At 46.0% G+C, this 17,293-nt stretch carries 16 protein-coding genes; 9 read left to right on the plus strand and 7 right to left on the minus strand.

Translation table 11 applies throughout. The features are described from left to right. Positions 1-5 precede the first annotated feature (5 nt). Positions 6-626, plus strand: a complete 621-nt coding sequence (locus tag DI392_RS10355) for a LysE family translocator (protein WP_109319836.1) — start codon at positions 6-8, stop codon at positions 624-626. 405 nt (positions 627-1,031) lie between these two features. Here the strand turns inward: DI392_RS10355 and DI392_RS10360 are convergent, their stop codons facing one another. Then, positions 1,032-1,562 (minus strand): MltR family transcriptional regulator, encoded by a 531-nt coding sequence (locus DI392_RS10360; RefSeq protein WP_109319837.1) that lies wholly within the window; start codon positions 1,560-1,562, stop codon positions 1,032-1,034. A 320-nt stretch (positions 1,563-1,882) separates the two neighbouring features. After that, complete coding sequence (locus DI392_RS10365; RefSeq protein WP_109319838.1) at positions 1,883-2,041, minus strand: RpiB/LacA/LacB family sugar-phosphate isomerase; 159 nt, start codon at positions 2,039-2,041, stop codon at positions 1,883-1,885. A 299-nt stretch (positions 2,042-2,340) separates the two neighbouring features. Here DI392_RS10365 and DI392_RS10370 point away from each other — a divergent pair, with 299 nt between their 5' ends. Together DI392_RS10370 and DI392_RS10375 are read left to right on the plus strand one after the other, a co-directional pair. Next, complete coding sequence (locus DI392_RS10370) at positions 2,341-3,363, plus strand: ATP-binding cassette domain-containing protein (protein ID WP_219930899.1); 1,023 nt, start codon at positions 2,341-2,343, stop codon at positions 3,361-3,363. Continuing rightward, positions 3,345-4,025 (plus strand): ABC transporter permease subunit, encoded by a 681-nt coding sequence (locus tag DI392_RS10375; RefSeq protein ID WP_109319839.1) that lies wholly within the window; start codon positions 3,345-3,347, stop codon positions 4,023-4,025. Before DI392_RS10370 ends, DI392_RS10375 begins: the two co-directional genes overlap by 19 nt. 6 nt (positions 4,026-4,031) lie before the next feature. On the opposite strand, the gene DI392_RS10380 is transcribed toward DI392_RS10375, so the two are convergent. After that, positions 4,032-4,349 carry an AzlD domain-containing protein gene (locus DI392_RS10380; protein WP_109319840.1) on the minus strand — a complete coding sequence of 106 codons (318 nt, stop codon included), beginning with the start codon at positions 4,347-4,349 and terminating at the stop codon, positions 4,032-4,034. A 12-nt stretch (positions 4,350-4,361) separates the two neighbouring features. Continuing rightward, positions 4,362-5,084, minus strand: coding sequence for an AzlC family ABC transporter permease (locus DI392_RS10385; RefSeq protein WP_109319841.1), 723 nt, complete (start codon positions 5,082-5,084; stop codon positions 4,362-4,364). A gap of 205 nt (positions 5,085-5,289) precedes the next feature. Here DI392_RS10385 and DI392_RS10390 point away from each other — a divergent pair, with 205 nt between their 5' ends. Continuing rightward, positions 5,290-7,272: a peptidase U32 family protein gene (locus DI392_RS10390; protein WP_109319842.1), complete on the plus strand. Its 1,983-nt coding sequence runs from the start codon at positions 5,290-5,292 to the stop codon at positions 7,270-7,272. A 3-nt stretch (positions 7,273-7,275) separates the two neighbouring features. On the opposite strand, the gene DI392_RS10395 is transcribed toward DI392_RS10390, so the two are convergent. Continuing rightward, complete coding sequence (locus tag DI392_RS10395) at positions 7,276-8,472, minus strand: MFS transporter (protein WP_109319843.1); 1,197 nt, start codon at positions 8,470-8,472, stop codon at positions 7,276-7,278. 154 nt (positions 8,473-8,626) lie between these two features. Here DI392_RS10395 and zntR point away from each other — a divergent pair, with 154 nt between their 5' ends. Both zntR and DI392_RS10405 read left to right on the plus strand, forming a co-directional pair. Then, complete coding sequence (gene zntR, locus DI392_RS10400) at positions 8,627-9,046, plus strand: Zn(2+)-responsive transcriptional regulator (RefSeq protein ID WP_109319844.1); 420 nt, start codon at positions 8,627-8,629, stop codon at positions 9,044-9,046. 1 nt (position 9,047) lies between these two features. Next, a complete protein-coding gene (locus DI392_RS10405; protein ID WP_109319845.1) occupies positions 9,048-10,139 on the plus strand; it encodes an SO_0444 family Cu/Zn efflux transporter in 1,092 nt (363 codons plus the stop codon). Between the two features lie 80 nt (positions 10,140-10,219). Here the strand turns inward: DI392_RS10405 and DI392_RS10410 are convergent, their stop codons facing one another. Next, positions 10,220-11,095 carry an NAD(P)-dependent oxidoreductase gene (locus tag DI392_RS10410; protein ID WP_109319846.1) on the minus strand — a complete coding sequence of 292 codons (876 nt, stop codon included), beginning with the start codon at positions 11,093-11,095 and terminating at the stop codon, positions 10,220-10,222. A 176-nt stretch (positions 11,096-11,271) separates the two neighbouring features. Between DI392_RS10410 and DI392_RS10415 the strand changes: the two genes are divergently transcribed. Continuing rightward, entirely contained in the window at positions 11,272-12,612 is a 1,341-nt protein-coding gene (locus tag DI392_RS10415) for an aminotransferase-like domain-containing protein (protein ID WP_109319847.1), read from the plus strand. Positions 12,613-12,702: 90 nt separating this feature from the next. On the opposite strand, the gene DI392_RS10420 is transcribed toward DI392_RS10415, so the two are convergent. Beyond that, the gene (locus DI392_RS10420) at positions 12,703-14,607 is read right to left on the minus strand and encodes a methyl-accepting chemotaxis protein (RefSeq protein WP_109319848.1); all 1,905 of its coding nucleotides are present in this window, start codon (positions 14,605-14,607) and stop codon (positions 12,703-12,705) included. A 224-nt stretch (positions 14,608-14,831) separates the two neighbouring features. Between DI392_RS10420 and DI392_RS10425 the strand changes: the two genes are divergently transcribed. Together DI392_RS10425 and DI392_RS10430 are read left to right on the plus strand one after the other, a co-directional pair. Further along, the gene (locus tag DI392_RS10425; protein WP_109319849.1) at positions 14,832-16,193 is read left to right on the plus strand and encodes an NfeD family protein; all 1,362 of its coding nucleotides are present in this window, start codon (positions 14,832-14,834) and stop codon (positions 16,191-16,193) included. After that, a complete protein-coding gene (locus DI392_RS10430) occupies positions 16,190-16,972 on the plus strand; it encodes a slipin family protein (RefSeq protein ID WP_109319850.1) in 783 nt (260 codons plus the stop codon). The genes DI392_RS10425 and DI392_RS10430 overlap by 4 nt, the downstream gene beginning before the upstream one ends. Positions 16,973-17,293 lie beyond the last annotated feature (321 nt).

Consider the following 17,293-nt stretch of genomic DNA (forward strand, 5'->3'; position numbering starts at 1 on the left):
GTTAAATGAATATTGCGTTACTAAGTGTTTTTATCCCGACATTCTTTTTTGTATCTATTACTCCGGGTATGTGCATGACACTGGCGCTGAGCCTGGGAATGAGCGTTGGTTATAAGCGAACACTCTGGATGATGGCCGGAGAAGTGGTCGGAGTCGCATTAGTTTCTGTTGCCGCTGTGGTCGGCATTGCAACGGTGATGTTGAATTATCCCTGGCTTTTTATGGCCTTTAAAGCTGTGGGAGCGAGTTATCTGTTTTATCTTGGCGTTCAGATGTGGCGCTCTAAGGGGAAATTGGCATTAAGTGGAAATGAGGAACCTGTTGAAGTCGGCAAGGACTGGGATCTGGTTGTGCAGGGCTTTGTTACTGCAATAGCGAACCCTAAAGGCTGGGCATTTATGATCTCGTTGCTGCCACCGTTTATTGACCAGAGTAAGTCAGTTTCCCACCAACTGGTGCTGCTGGTTTCTATTATCATGATTTCCGAGTTTATCTGTATGACGCTGTACGCGACGGGTGGTAAAGGGCTGAAAAAGGCGCTTGGACAGGCAGAAAATGTTCGGTTGATGAACCGTATTTCCGGTTCGTTGATGATGGGCGTGGGTGTCTGGCTTTTCCTGAGTTAAGACAGCTTACAGATTAATGTATAAGGGACGTTCATCTTCACAAATAACTAAATAATTTTTCATATGGCTAGATTTGTATTTTGTTTTGATATACCATGTATATACATTGTAAATAAAGGAGATAGCTTATGAAACCAGAAATGATTGAATTTTCGGCTTTTGGTCTTGTTGAACGAATCTGTCTGTTCTCATTGACCGTTGTGTTTTCTGTTCTGGCTTTAGTGTAAATAACGATTATAGATTCACTGTGTCATTTGGCGGTAGCCGCATTAGTGCGGCTTGCCACAGACACTAGTGCTTTCCCGATTTTCCCGTCCCTCTCAATCCCGATGTATTCTATTCTGCCTAAGCTGTTTTTTGCTCTAGCTAGGAAGATAGTTGATTAAGAAAAATTCTGAACACGCCCTAAAACGGACTCTCTTTGTTCAGCGCATTACACATTTCGATAATGGACAGTGATAAGCTGGATTTGATGATTCGTTGTTGTCTTAGCAGCTGCAGCTGATAAAACTCTGAATCCATATTCTCATCAGGGGTGGTCACATCCAGCTGTGCCATGCTCATGCTTTTCAGCAGCCGGAGTTCTTTTATTGAAGATAAGATGAGGGGATCGGTGAACTGATATTCCTGAACGTCATTATTCAGTTCATTTCTCAGTTTTATAATGTCTTCCATATCATGATAAACGTCATCAGGAATAACGCCTAAGCCATAAAGGAGTTTCAGGCGGACGGGAAGGTTTCCAAGTGGGCCGGAATCGTGCAGCAGAGGGCCGACAACAGACTGTACCGCAAAGTTATCTTTGCGGAAAATTCTCTGCATAAGAGCATCAATAGCTTCCTCCAGTATTTCTACTGCAGTAATAAAAAATCCCCGGACGGATGGGGTGCTATTCAGCCTTTCAATAATGTCGGTTTCGTTAAATGCTGCGGTCATAACTGGGCGTTTGGTCTATCATTTTTGTATTCTAGCTCAATTACACTGATTTTTAGCAGTGTTTTTTTCTCTATTAGTGCAGAGTGGATAGATTTTCGCCGCTCAGGTTACATGAATCCTCCTTAAGAGGATAGTGATATTCGCACGGGGGGCAGTTTAGTGCATATTTAATCGGCGGAGGTATCGAATTCGGAGAAGTACAATACTTAGGCACGCCCTGGTCAATACGACCTAAGTATTGCACTGTAGCCGATCAGTCTAGTTCGCCATTTTGTTCTATCGTTTGTATCTGTTGTACTCTCTTTAAGTGTCGTTCCCCTTCAAAAGAAGCAGACAGCCAGCCCATATGCAGGGTAGTCAGTTCTTTCTTCTGAGTCTGCTCCCATATCAATGATTTCTATTCCCTGATTTTCAAGGTATTCCATGATCAATTCTTTCATTTTGTAACCTACATGGTCACTACCAATAGCGATTTTCATAACTCCTTCATTTTTTAACCAAATTAATATTAAAAGTTAAAAAATAAAAAAGCAAAAATAAAAAAAACCCATTGAAACCGATTTTAATCAATGATTTACGGTATTTTTGGGTTTTATGTTTTATATTGATATTTATTTTTGTGATATTAAGTGTGTTTTTTGAACAGGGTAATGGCTAGATTATGAACGAGCTGGGAATGAGTATCGATCTCGATGAAAAAGTGGAAAACCTGGCTATCTCTTACAAGTAAATGGTTGAAATCGCCAAAGCACTAGCGACCCATGCAAGAGTGCTTATCATGGACGAACCGACATCATCTCTGACGGATAAAGAGGTTGATAAATTATTTGAAGTCACAAACCGACTTCGCTCAAACGGAACGGCCGTTGTTTATATTTCTCACAAGCTAAAAGAAATCAGACAAATCTGCGACAGATATTCGGTACTCCGTGATGGTCGTTCAATGGGGTCTGGTTTAGTTGAAGATACGACAGACAAAGACATTATTCGTCTGATGGTCGGGCGGGATATTGCAGAAGATCGATATCACTCAGCGACAAGTCATACCATTGAGCGATCCGAAATTCTCTTTTCAGTGAAAGGGATTACATCAAGTAATAGAAAAGCGGTTGTTGACGTCTCTTTTGATATTCGTCGTGGTGAAATTATGGGATTTGCCGGATTAGTTGGCGCAGGCAGGACGGAGATCATGAACTGTCTGTTTGGCATTGATCCCTTAGCATCAGGCAGCCTGTTCTATAAAGGTAAAAATATCACCCCAAAAGATCCTCTTGATGCCATTAATAACGGGATAGCTTATGTGACAGAGTCCCGGCGTGAAAATGGATTTTTTGATAATTTCAATATCAGCCAGAATATTGCTATCGCTCGCTCATTAAAATCGGGTGGAAAGAGTGGAATGATGGGGCTATTTTCCAAATCGGAGGAAGATGAACTCTCTCATAAATACAAAAAAATTCTGGGTATTAAATGTGATTCTATCCATCAGAAAATAACAGATTTATCTGGAGGAAATCAGCAAAAGGTCATTATTTCAAAATGGATGGCTTCTAATCCGGATATCATTATTTTTGATGAACCGACAAGGGGTATTGATGTCGGGGCTAAATCAGAAATTTATAAAATCATGCGTAAACTTTGTGATGATGGAAAAGTAGTAATTATGGTGTCTTCTGAACTACCAGAGATCTTGGCAGTAAGCGATCGGGTTGCTGTAGTTAAAGAAGGGAAAATTTCTAATATTCTAGACAATGACGGAATTTCCGAAGAGGAGATAATGAAATGGGCACTGCCACAATAGAACAATCTCAAAAAAAAGTTAAAGTAAATTTCCCTGAAATATGGGGAAAATATGGAACACTCGGAATTCTGACATTAATAGTAATGATTTTTGGTGTTAGCTCTCCGGAGTACTTCCTGACCGGAAATAATATCACTCAAATATTTACTCAATCTGCAGTAACCGTTCTGATTGGTATGGGCGTATTCTTTGCCATATTAATTTCAGGTATTGACTTATCCGTTGGTGCCGTGCTGGCGTTGTCCGGGATGATTACTGCTAAATTAATGATTGCGGGAATGAATCCGGTATTAGCCGCCCTGATTGGTGGTGTATTTGTCGGGGGTGGTTTAGGTGCCATAAATGGTGCGTTAGTTAACTATACTGGTCTGCATCCATTTATTATTACATTGGGAACCAACTCAATTTTCAGAGGGATATTATTAATAATTTCGGATGCTAACTCAGTCTACGGATTTCCTTATGAGTTTTCCGATATTTTTGCCGGAACATTATTAGGTATTCCAACCCCTGTTATTTTAGCTCTTGCAGTGGCCGGTTTACTATGGTTTATGACCACAAAAACGCGTATCGGAAGGAATATTTATGCGATAGGCGGAAATAAAGAGTCGGCTCACTTCTCGGGAATAAATGTAAAAAATCATACTTTAATTGTATTATGACGGTTTTTATACGAATACAATTAACTTCAGCACCAGAAACAATCCCATACTCACCACTGTGGTCAACAGGACATTCTTTGTCTTCCAGGCAATCAGAGCCGCTAACAGGGCGGCCAGAAGATAAGGATTATCCGGAGTCATACTGAGCTCACCTTCCGGAAGAAATACGATAGGCCCCCAAATAGCCGTCAGAACCGCCGGGCTGGAAAAGCTCAGCAGGTGTTGCGCTCTTGCATTGAGCCTTAGTGGCAGTCGGGGTTCCAGAAACAAGTAGCGGCTTAAAAAGACAACGGCAGTCATCGCCAGAATATAAAACATGATCATAATTGGTCTCTTTTACCTTCCTTGTTTTGCACAGACTGTATCGCACAGATAGCCGATGATCATGCCGGATACAGAAGCAATAATCAGCCCGCTTTCGATTTCCCAGTACGCAAACAAAACCGAAAGGAAAAGGGAGCTGATGACCGTAGCCAGTGTGGCGACACTTTTTATGGTCGGCACGACAATAGCGATAAAAGTGGCCGCTACCGCAAAATCCAGTCCCATTTCATTCAGCGAAGGTAGGTAACTGCCTGCGACAATACCGAGCACAGTCGTGGCATTCCAGACCAGGTAAAAGACGGTGCCGACACCCAGCGCATACCATGAATTAAACTCTTCCTTAGACTGGCTACCGCAAATAGCAAACAGTTCATCGGTCAGCCAGAAACCTAGCCCAAGCCGCCAGCGGAGAGGTAAGGGGCTGATTTTACTGCGCATAGAGACACTATAGAGAAAATGGCGTGACGTAATAAAAAAGGTGGTCAGCAACATAGTTGCCAGGCCAACGCCGGTTTTAAACATACCCACTGCAACAAGCTGAGCCGAACCGGCAAAAAGAATGGCAGACATCGCCTGAGCTTCAACGGGAGTCAGACCCGCTTCAATCGCAAAAGAGCCCGCCAGAATACCCCATGGGATCACGGCGATACATAAAGGGAGGCAGGCAACGGCTCCCCGCCAGAAATAGTGCTGGTTAGAATATTGCCCAGAAGAAATGGCGGCATTGGTCTGCATGATCTAAGAGATACCTCGGCTAAAGAAATTCAGTACAGCATATTGCTTGGGTATAGGAGATATGGGGATATGAGATCAGGAACACAATAGCTTCTATCAAAATAGGAACCTATTCGTCTGAAAAAATAATTGGGAAAATGTGTGAGCAGACGAGTAGAATGGCCGGCAGATGTCAGTAGTAGTGTAAGCAGTAAGTAGGTTGTACGTGGACAGAAAGCAATTTGAGTTATTAGCTCCCGGTGGAGATGTTGAATCAATCAAAGCGGCAATCGCGGCAGGAGCCGACGCCATATACTGCGGACTTGATCGGTTTAACGCCAGAAATCGTGCGACCAACCTTTCTATGGACAATCTGAAAGAGATTTTGTCTCTGGCACATCAGAACCACTGCAAAATATTTGTCACCCTTAATATCATTATTCTGGAAAATGAAATCCGCTCCGTGGTTAAGGTACTAAATCAGCTGGCCAATACCGATATTGACGGCGTGATCATTCAGGATCTGGGGTTGGGTTATATTCTTAAACACCACTTCCCAACCCTTGACGTGCATGCCTCTACACAGATGAATACCCATAACGAAGGACAGGTTCTGTTGACCCGTCAGTTGGGAGCCAGCCGGGTAAATCTGTCGCGTGAGCTGAATATCCGGGAGATTAAGCATCTGGCTCAGTTTGGCCGTGAGCGGGATGTACTAATGGAAGTGTTTATTCATGGCTCTTACTGTATTGGTTTCTCCGGACATTGCTATATCAGTTCGGTAAGAAATGGCGCATCAGGGAACCGTGGACGATGCAGCCAGCCGTGTCGTGACACCTACCAGGCTACAGACATGGGGGTTGATCACCCGCTGAATATGAAAGATAACTGTGCGTTCACTGATCTCGATGCGTTGGTGGACGCTGGCGTTTACTCTCTGAAAGTCGAGGGGCGAATTAAAAAGCCACATTACGTGTATACCGTGGTAGATAACTGGCGAAAACAAATCGATCACTATTGCGACACGGGAGAGCTGCTGACCGATACCACGGAACTGCATACGGTGTTTAACCGTGATTTTTCTACCGGCTATCTGAATGACTCGATCGGACAGGAAATGATGATCGACAATCCACGGGATTATTCGGCGGCCCACTTTGTGAAGCTAGAAGGTGCCGATTCTCAGCTGGATATTCAGAGGATCAAGCAGCAGGTTTACGATAAGAAAACCGATATTATCCAGGTCGTCAATGAGAAGATCAGCGAGTTGACGGCATCGGCGGAACCTGAGACTGAAGAGAGCAAACGTGTCCCACATAAAGATCTGCCGAAGCTGGTGGCTTCCGAGCCGGTAACGGAAAGCCCGACCTTATCGGTATTAATCTCATCGCCGGAAGATATTGCGTTAACCCAGAACAGTCAGGCGGATATTTATTACCAGCTACCTTCTGCTCTTGCCAGAAACCTGAGTGCGCTGGTGGAACTATTTAATGCCAATCCGGCGTTGTTACCCTGGTTCCCGACGATTTTGATTGGTGATGATTACGCGGCCGCAGAGCAGCTCTTACAACAGATCACTCCTCGCCAGATCGTGACCAACAATACCGGTGTGGCTTATTTTGCCGGTCAGAAGAACATTCCGTGGGTTGCTGGTCCGGAGCTGAATATTACTAACTCCTACGCATTGAAATGTATTAAAGAAGAGTTTGGTGCTGTCGGAGCCTTTATTTCCAATGAGATTACCGCGCTGCAGATGCGGCGGATCGTTCGTCCGGATAACTTCCGCCTGTACCACAGCATCTATCACCCGATCACTCTGCTAACCAGCCGTCAGTGTTTGTTCCAGCAGACCACGGGCTGTCGTAAGACACGGGTAAACAAAGGTTGCCTGCCAAACTGTGAGAAAGCGACCTCGATCATCAACCTGAATGGCTCAGAGTATGTGATTCATAAACAGCGAGGCAGCTATAACCGGATGTACAGCAGCCAGAACTTCCTGAATACCGAAGTACTGAGTGATATCCCCGGCCTGTATACCGATATATTTATCGACTTACGGGATATAAAAACGGAGACCCGTCTGGGTGTGAATAAGAAACAGGTCATGGAAATCTTCTCTGATTTTCTACAAGGCCGGGACAATGCCGCGGCAAAAGTCAAAAGCGTTATTAGCCCAACGTCCAATGCCCAGTATATTAAGGGGCTGTGATATTCAATTCTGCAGCACCTTTTTATCCCGCGCAGCGAGGTTGGCAAATGTGGTGCAGAACAGAGCGATAACAGCAATAAGCAGAAGCGGCATCGTCCAGGCTTTTGTCGCGGTATAAAAATAGCCAACAAGAGTTGGGCCAACAGCTGCCAGCGCATAGCCGATACTTTGTGACAGTCCTGAAAGTGCCGCGGCTTGATTTGGGTTACTTGTTCTCAGCCCGACAAAAGAGAGAGCAATGATAAACGTGGAACAGTTTGCCAGCCCGAATAAACCTACCCAGAAAATCGCATATTGTGGAAGTGCGATCAGTCCGGTCACTGCGATAAACACAGAAAAAGCGCACAGTGAAATCAGCGCTCTCTGGTTATTGCTTCTGGACAGGATAGGCAGCAGCAACAGCCCGGGGATCATGGTTGAAAACTGAAGAAAACCATAAATATAGCCAGCATCTATTTCACTAAACTGCAGATCGCTCAACATCTTGGGTAACCACCCAGCAAAAGAGTAAAAGGTAAAAGAGTTCAGCCCTATTCCCAGCGTTACCTGCCAGGCTACCGGACATTTCAGCAGGTGGCGCATGGTCCTATCACGGCTGGTTTGCGGTTCTTTTGGTGTGTTCTTTGTGCCTTTTATCGTCTTTGGCAGCCATATCGTCAGAGCCAGCACCGGAAAGATAAGGTTAAACAAAAGCGCAATCTGCCAGCCTGAAATATCATCCAATTCTAAATTTGATATAGGGACCATCAGGCTGGAACTGAGAGTCGAGCCTATGCCCATGGTGAAGATATACAAGGACGTTACCGCCGAGATCCGGGAAGGAAAATTCACCTTAACCACTACCGGAAGCAATACATTACCGGTCGCGATTCCTATTCCAATCAGTACGGTTCCCAAATACAGCAAGAACTCATAACCCCATGAACGGAGAATGATACCGCAGGCAATAGATACCAGAGCGAAGACAAGGCTTGGATATAAGCCGAGTTTACGGGGAATGCCAGCGGCGATTGGAGAGAAAAAGGCAAATGACAACAGTGGCAGGGCAGTCAGAAATCCGGCAGTCGATGCCGAGAGCGATAAATCCTGCATGATCTGTCCCAATACCGGAGCCAGGCTGGTGAAAGGGCCCCGCAGGTTCAGCGCAAGAAATAGGATCCCCAGAAACACAAGGATTGTTGCCCGTTTGGTGTAAGCCATTCAATTTTCCTGAATATATTTGGGCAACCAGTATACCCAAAATGTGATATATATCGAGTTAAGAGAAGACACGAGAGATCTGATAAAACCTTGACCCTGTACCCAACTACAAGGTTTATACTGTGGGTATCACTTATAGAGGTAAGGGCAAAGAATGGTATCTCTCACACGGGGGCAGTTAGCTAAGCAGCTTGGCATGACGACTGAAGCCATCCGTTTTTATGAACAGCAGGGATTGCTGGAACCGCCACGGGCTCCCAATGGCTACCGTCAATATGATCAGGATTGTATTGAGAAAATGAAGTTTATTCTTCATGCCAAAGAAGTAGGGTTGTCTCTCAGTGATATTCAAGAGCTGCTTTCGATTCAAATTGAACCGGAGCAGCATACCTGCCAGGAGGTCAAAGACATCACTCAGGCAAAGTTACATGATATTGAGCAACGAATAAGTCAGTTACAACATATGTACAACGCTCTGAAGGTAATCAATGAACGTTGTTGTGGTGGTGCTCATTCAGCGGAGCACTGCACAATATTGACCGCATTAGCAGAGACACAAGCGGAGGATGCTTAGTATGGAGACTATTTCTACGTTTTTTACCACATTACTCGACCTCTGGCTGGATGCCGCCTTCTGGTTAATCATTGGTTTGATTATTGCCGGATTGCTAAAAACGACGCTGAGCAGCGATAAGTTAGGCAGTCAGTTAGCAGGTAAGGGCCCCTGGCCTGCGGTAAAAGCGGCGGTTTTAGGCATGCCTTTACCACTGTGTTCATGTGGGGTTATCCCCGCTGCTGTGGGGCTGCGTCGGGCCGGTGCGTCGAAAAGTGCCACCACGGCTTTCCTTATTTCCACTCCTGAAACGGGTGTTGACTCCATCTCTATCTCATACGCATTGCTGGGACCGTTTATGGCCATTATCCGACCGGTGGCCGCCACGACTTCTGCTATTGTTGCCGCTATGCTAGTACTGATTTCTGATAAGGAAACAACCGTTGAAAAAGCGGATTCTGAGGAACAAAAAGCCAGCTCGTGTTATTCAAGCAGTTGTGGATGTAGCAGCAAAAAAGCGGCTGATCCGGAGGCAAAAACGTCCTGGCTAAGCAAATTATGGCAGGGGCAGCGTTACGCTTTCAGTGAGCTCATCGAAGATCTGTCGCTTTGGTTAATCGCCGGACTGGTTATGTCAGCGTTAGTGGTTACCTTTGTCCCATCCGAAGCGCTGGCGGAAATCAGCCGGGGCTCCTGGGCAATGTTGCTGATGGCCGTTGTCGGTGTGCCCATGTATATTTGTGCGTCTGCTTCGACTCCTCTTGCGGCAGGTTTAATGCTGGCGGGCGTTTCCCCCGGTGCGGTACTGGTCTTTTTACTGGCCGGCCCAGCAACTAACATGGCAACCTTGGGCATTGTTCAGAAAGAGCTCGGAATGCGCTCGCTCATCAGTTACCTGGTTGGTGTTGTCGGTGTCGCAATCTTATTTGGCTACTTGACTAATTTTCTGGTGGATAGCTATTCAATTAATATTCAGGCCCAACTGGCCAGCAGTAATGAGTTAATACCACCGAGTATCGCCTGGGTTAGCGGGATAGTGCTGGCTGTTATTATTATTAACGATCTTTGGAAAAGATACCGGCCAAAAACAACCCAGACAGGGTGTTGCCACTAAGTGGTAATAGCTTTCCCCCTGAGTTTGTCCTATCGTAGTTAAGATGACCGATAACCACCGTCAGAGACGGTGGTTATTGTTTATTTAGCATCATAAGCTTTGATCAATACGGATGTATCCATGCGGCCTAGGCCTCGCTGTTGAAGCTCCTGATACTGGCGATCCACTTCTGCTGTCAGTGGCAGTTCTAACCCATGTTTTTGTGCTTCTTCAAGGCAGATACCCAGATCTTTTCTCATCCAGTCGATAGCAAAACCAAAATCGAATGATCCCTGAGACATGGTGACGGCGCGGTTTTCCATTTGCCATGAACCGGCCGCCCCGTGTTTCAGTACATCGACAACCTGTCCGACATCCAGGCCGGATTTTTGTGCTAACAGCAATGCTTCACTCAGGCCTTTTAATACACCGGCAATACAGATCTGATTGACCATTTTGCATCTTTGTCCCTGGCCATGGCCTCCAAGTAGTGTTGCTTGCTTGGAATAGCTATTGAGTACAGAAGAAATAGCATCGAAAACAGGTTGTTCACCACCACACATAATGGTTAACGCCCCGTTCTCCGCTCCGGCCTGACCGCCAGAAACAGGGGCATCAACAAAGTGAATGCCGTGCTCAGCACATGCGGATGCCAGTTCTTCCGCCAGCTCAGCAGAGGTTGTTGTATGATCGACCAGTACCGATCCTTTTTTCATGCCTGCTAGTACGCCATCGCTACCATAAACAACGGCTCTGACGTCGTTATCGTTGCCGACACAAACAGCGACTACATCGGCACCTTCTGCTGCTTGTTTCGGTGTGTCGGCGAACTCTCCCGAGAAATGTTTTGCCCACGCTCTGGCTTTTTCTGTTGTACGGTTATATACCTTGGTGCTGAATCCCGCGCTTGAAAGGTGTCCTGCCATAGGGAAGCCCATTACACCTAAACCAATAAATGCGACATTGTTTACTTTCATGATCTCTCCTGATTTATGTTATCTGAATTGATATTCCTTATTTTTAGTTTGATCTAACTTAATCTCATAATTGACATATGTCAATGTGATGAATTGAACTATTTTCCAATGATTATCTCACATTGAACTAAGTCATAGTTTATACTTCCTCCCGAAATCGGTTCAGGAGATGACAGGTGAGTAGTACCAAGTTTAGTAAAATAGCGCAGATTATTGAGAAACGGATTGATGAAGGTGAGTATCCGTTAAATTCCAAACTACCCACACACCGGGTGTTAGCTGATGAATTGGATACTACTCCGGCAACCGTTGCCAAAGCCTATAAATTGCTTGCAGACAAGGGGAGACTGGAGTCGTTCATTGGCCGGGGTACATTTGTATGCGAACCGTCAGAATTGAGCATGGCCATTCAGGCACCGGAAGACGAGGCAGACTTCAATTTCTCCATTTTACAGCCTTGCCTGCACAAAAATGTACTCTCACTGCAAAAGGCCTATCAGGTTGCGGGCCAGCAACTGACGGCGGATTTGATCGGCTATACCGAACATTCCGGTCATAAGGCACACCGTCAGGCTGGGGTTAATTGGGCGAAGCGCTATGGCCTTGAAGGCGGTGATGTCAGTAATACCTTGTTGACTAATGGCGCACAGCACGCCCTTTTCCTGTTGATTAATGCCCTTACTAAGCCGGGAGATACCATTGCCGTTGAATCCCTGACCTATCCGGGCATCATGGCGGTCGCCAGTCTGTCCGGACGTAATGTTGTGGGTATACCGATGGACGGACATGGTGTGATACCGGAAGAACTGGAAAAGGTGATTGCTGAGTCTAAACCAACTCTTGTGGTGGTGGTGCCTTCACACCAGAATCCGACGGGAATTACCATGCCTGAATGTCGTCGTCGGGAAGTCGCCGGTATCATTGAAAAACACGATATCTGGCTGGTTGAAGATGATATTTACTGTTTTCTTAACGAAGAACCCATCCCTGCGATCAGTAACTTTATACCATCTAAGTCATTTCATATCTCAGCGCTATCTAAGGCCATTAGTCCGGCAATGCGCTGTGGTTTTGTCAAGGCACCACAAGGGCAGGTTACTTCTCTTAATGCCCATATCAGGACAAACACCTGGCTTTCATCACCAATAAATTACATTGCAGCGACTCATTTGATCGACACCGGTGAAGCTTTCGAGATGGCTGCTATTCAGCGTGAAACCGCCTGTCAGAGGCAGCACATTGCACGAGAGATTTTGCCTCAGTTACAGTGTCACTCAAGCGGTTACCACATCTGGCTTCCCCTTCCAGAAAGCTGGAAAGCGGAGCGTTTAATGGTAGAGGCGAAGAATAAGAATGTGATCGTCAGTAGCGGAAGTTATTTTGATGTCACCGGCAATGAGCCTGATCATATCCGTTTATCCCTGATGTCGGTCAGTACTGAACAACGGCTGAGGGAAGGCCTTAGTATCTTAAAGGCCTTAATGGATTCCGATGTGAATACACTGTTTCCTTTTTAGCCTTCATCCGCCATCAGCGTTCTTCTGAAGGCTATGTCTAATAAAACAGGTTCTTATTTGTAAGAACCTGTCGGGTTAAGTGGTGGTGAATTACGCCAGTTTAAATTTAGAGACGATATTACTCAGCTCATGATTCACCTGAGCAATATTGTTTGACAAGGCAACGGAGGCTTCACCGCTGCTATTCAGTTCTCTGACCATATCACTAATAGCAGTCATATTCCGGCTGATATCGTTGCTGACACTGCTTTGTTCTTCAGCTGCAGTGGCTATCTGGGCGCTGAGATCATTAATACCGTTAATATGATTAACTAACTGCTGAATGATGCTGCCGACCTGATCAGTATGTTCGAAGGTATCCTGACAGCGGCCCTGTGTCCCGTTCATCGAACTTACTACCGCATCAGTACCGCTTAACAGGCGGTTTAGCGATGTTTCTATCTCTTGGGTACTAGCCTGAGTGCGGCTGGCAAGGGCCCTTACCTCATCGGCAACGACGGCAAATCCACGTCCCTGTTCTCCGGCACGGGCTGCTTCAATCGCTGCGTTAAGTGCCAGCAGGTTGGTCTGCTCTGCGATATCGCCGATAACCTGCAGGATAGACGTGATAGATTTCGCTTCTTCACTCATTGATGTTAACTGTTGCGAGGTTTCTTCAACGTCTGTCACCAGGCTGGTGACTTGTGTCTGAGCTCTTGAAACCACCTGTATAGACTCTGCGCCATCATCAGTAGCCTGAGTCGTCAGGCTGGCGGCTTCACTGGCGTGATGAGCCACGGATTCTGCGGTTGCGTTCATCTCTTCAATTGCGGTAACGACTTGCTCGGTTTCAATCACATGCCTTTCCAGAATGGAGGCGTTATTACCGGATTGAGACAATAGCTCCGCCGCGTCCTGTTGCAAATGTTTGGAAGCTTCATTGATTTCCAGAAGCATTTTCTGAAGACTTTCAATAAACAGGTTAACGCCATGGGCTATCTGGCCCAGATCATCCTGAGAGGTTACTTCCAGACGCTGTGTCAGGTCGCCGTTGCCTGTTGATAATCCGGCAATGGTCTTTTTCAGGTTCAGGATCGGTTTGTACAGGATGCGTAAAATAAGCAGAGTGATAATGATACTACCGATAACCAGAATCGCGGTTAAGATACTCGCATACGTTTTTGTTTCTTCGAGAGAAGCAAATGCGGTGGCTTTATTGAGTCCGACAACCAGATACCAGTTTTTATCACCGAATGAGATGCGGTGAGTAAACATAACCTTATCCACGCCTTTTAGCACATAGTTAATAATGGCTGAATCGGTACTTGTTGCCTGCCTTACCGGGTCGACCAGAGTGCTGATATCAGTCAGTTTGCTGCCACTTGGTACCGCTGGCGAAGTACTTGCTAATACCGATGAATCTTCAGTCATAATGACAGCCAGTGCCCCCGGCATATCAATGGACTGTACCGTTTTATCCAAGACCGAAAGAGAAATATCAGCTAATATCACACCCCCCTGAAACCTTTTTGCGATGCTAACCAGAAGTTCTCCATTATTGGCATCAATATAAGGTTCCGTGTAGACAAGTTGATTCGTCTGCATGGCATCTTTGTACCACGGCCTTTTACGGGCGTCGTATGAGGGAGGGTTTTTGTGATTATTCCAGTCGGGAAAGTCTGCGGATGCATAAGAGTCACCGTTTTCAAATGCCACCATAAGGTTAGATACGGAAGTCAGCTTCGCCCCGATACGCATTCTTTCGGCATGTCCATCACGGTACTGATAGGTTTGGTAGTCATTGGCTAACTCATCAACAGCCTGGGATTTCATCCGTATAAAAGTGTCGATGATGTTGGACTCAGTAGATACAAGCCCGGTTGCACCACCATAGATATTTTGTTCTAACGTCTGTTTTTCATGTTGATATGACAGATAGTTTGATAGTCCGAGTGACAGCGCAATAAGCAAACAAACTGATACCAACAGCGTCGATTTAAATCCTAGCGTTTTCATTATTTATTCTCGCTTTATAGGGGAAACGTCTATTATTTAAAATAGAGTAAAAGTACTAATTGTTAGATTAGCCAATAAATTCAATTATGTCATGGGGAACGTTCTCTGAGAAAAAAGTAAAATCGCCTCATCACCTGGTAATATCCTCATTCCCTCTGCTTTTTGACCTTCTAGGTCGGGGATTATGAACTACACTCTAACTATATGTCTTAGTGGAAACTCAGATGTCTCGTTGGGTAATTGGGATACTTTTAGGTTGTCTCATTGGATTAACGGATCTGTCCTCTGCTGACACAATTAAGTCAGACAATGTGCTCTCCAGGACAATTCCGGTACTGACTATCAGCGGTGCTATCGGGCCTGCTGTAGGTGACTATGTCATCAATGAAATACAGCGAGCCAACCGCCGGTCAAACGTTCCTGCCATTATTATCACCATTGATACTCCCGGTGGACTGGTATCCAGCCTGCGGGATATTAATCAGCAGATCCTCGCGTCAAATATTCCTGTTCTGTGCCTTGTCTATCCTCAGGGTGCTCGTGCTGCCAGTGCCGGTACTTATATTCTTTATGCCTGTCATATTGCTGCGATGGCTCCGGCTACCACGCTTGGCGCAGCCACTCCGGTACAAATAGGTGGTATGCCGGGCGGTGGCTCCCCGGAAGGGGAAGAAGAAAACCATGGTCCGAGTGCAATGGAGAAAAAGATACTCAATGACTCCATTGCCTATATCCGTTCGCTGGCACAACTGAGAGGCCGGAATGCTGAATGGGCGGAAAAGGCGGTTCGGGAGGCGGCGACACTGTCTGCCAGCGAAGCGCTGGATAATAATGTGATAAACCTGATTGCGGACACACCGGATGTTCTCGCTGAACGTTTGCATAGCCAGACCGTGGTGGTGAATAAACAGCCACAAGAGATGGATCTGCAGGGAGCGGCTCTGGAACCCAGAACACCAGACTGGCGGAATAAATTTCTGGCAACAATTACGGATCCGAATATCGCCTATATCCTGATGATGATTGGTGTGTACGGCTTGCTGTTAGAGTTTTACAGCCCGGGCTTTGGTATTGCGGGCACGATAGGGGCGATTTCGTTGCTGGTGGCCTTATATGCGTTTCAGCTACTGCCGGTTAACTATGTCGGGCTTGGGCTGATATTGGTCGGCATTGCTCTGCTTATTGCCGAAGCTATGGTACCAAGCTTTGGCCTGCTCGGTGTCGGCGGCATTATTGCGTTTACATTGGGCTCGGTATTTCTGATTGATACTGACCTGCCGGAACTGAAGATTTCCATGAGCCTGATTTATGCCATCGCAATAGTGTCAGGTGGATTTATCGTTTTGGTGCTCAAGACCCTCTGGAACTTCCGACATAAACAGGTCGTCAGCGGCGCTGATGCCCTGATTGGTTGCGAAGCTGAAGCGGATAATAATTTTACTGAGCATGGGTTTGTGCTAATCCGTGGGGAACGCTGGGCTGCCCGATGTGATGAACCATTGCGTAAAGGTGACGTAGTTGTCGTTGATACGGTCGATGGTCTGACTTTACAAGTTCGCAAGCGAACTGGGAGTGAAGAAAAATGATGGAATTAGTAATAACCAGCGGAATGCTTACTCCGGTATTGGTTGTATTTCTGATCGTGATTATTGCGTTCAGCATGTTTCATATTTTGCGCGAGTATCAGAGAGGGGTCATCTTCTTTCTGGGACGTTTTCAGGCGGTGAAAGGTCCGGGATTGATCATTGTTGTTCCTTTTATTCAGCAGATTGTGAAAGTGGATTTACGTACCGTGGTTATGGACGTACCGAGTCAGGATGTGATCAGCCGGGACAACGTGTCAGTCAGAGTGAATGCGGTGATCTACTTCCGGGTTCTGGATTCGCAAAAAGCCATTATTAATGTTGAGGACTATTTCCAGGCCACCTCCCAACTGGCACAGACAACATTAAGATCGGTACTGGGTCAGCATGATCTGGACGAAATGCTGGCGAACCGGGATATGCTGAATGCTGATATTCAGTCCATTCTGGATGCAAGGACCGATGGCTGGGGGATTAAGGTATCGAATGTCGAGATCAAACACGTGGATCTGAATGAGACAATGATCCGAGCGATTGCAAAACAGGCGGAAGCTGAACGGGTTCGGCGTGCAAAAGTCATTCATGCCTCTGGTGAGATGGAAGCGTCAGAAAAACTGGTAGAAGCGGCTGGCCGGCTTGCGCAGCAACCCAACGCTATTCTGTTGCGTTATCTGCAAACCCTGACAGAAATCGCCGGAGAAAAAAGCTCCACCATTCTGTTCCCGATGCCGACAGAGTTGATGAGTACGCTGTTTAAAACGAACAAGGACGGTGATAAATAGGCGCTGTGAATATTTCCCGAATTCCAAATCCGCATGTTGGGAGTTGGAATCTCTCCCCGCTGCTACCTTCACATCAGAGCCTTAGTGTTTACTAAGGCTTTGTTGTTTCAGGGTTTTATGAAAAGTCCCTACCACTTATATCTTAGATATACTTAGATTTAGGCTACTTTAGTTTCTGCCTTCAGATAGGTTTCCCTTTCCATATCTGGTCGTCTGTGTGAGCAACAGGATCTAACCAGAGTAAAGAACTCCGGTTTTTCTTAGCTAATGATTTGAGCATAGACAAGAATTCTCACCGGAGCATTTCTGGTGCTTACTCGG

It is taken from the genome of Vibrio albus (assembly GCF_003144035.1).
Classification (GTDB): domain Bacteria; phylum Pseudomonadota; class Gammaproteobacteria; order Enterobacterales; family Vibrionaceae; genus Vibrio; species Vibrio albus.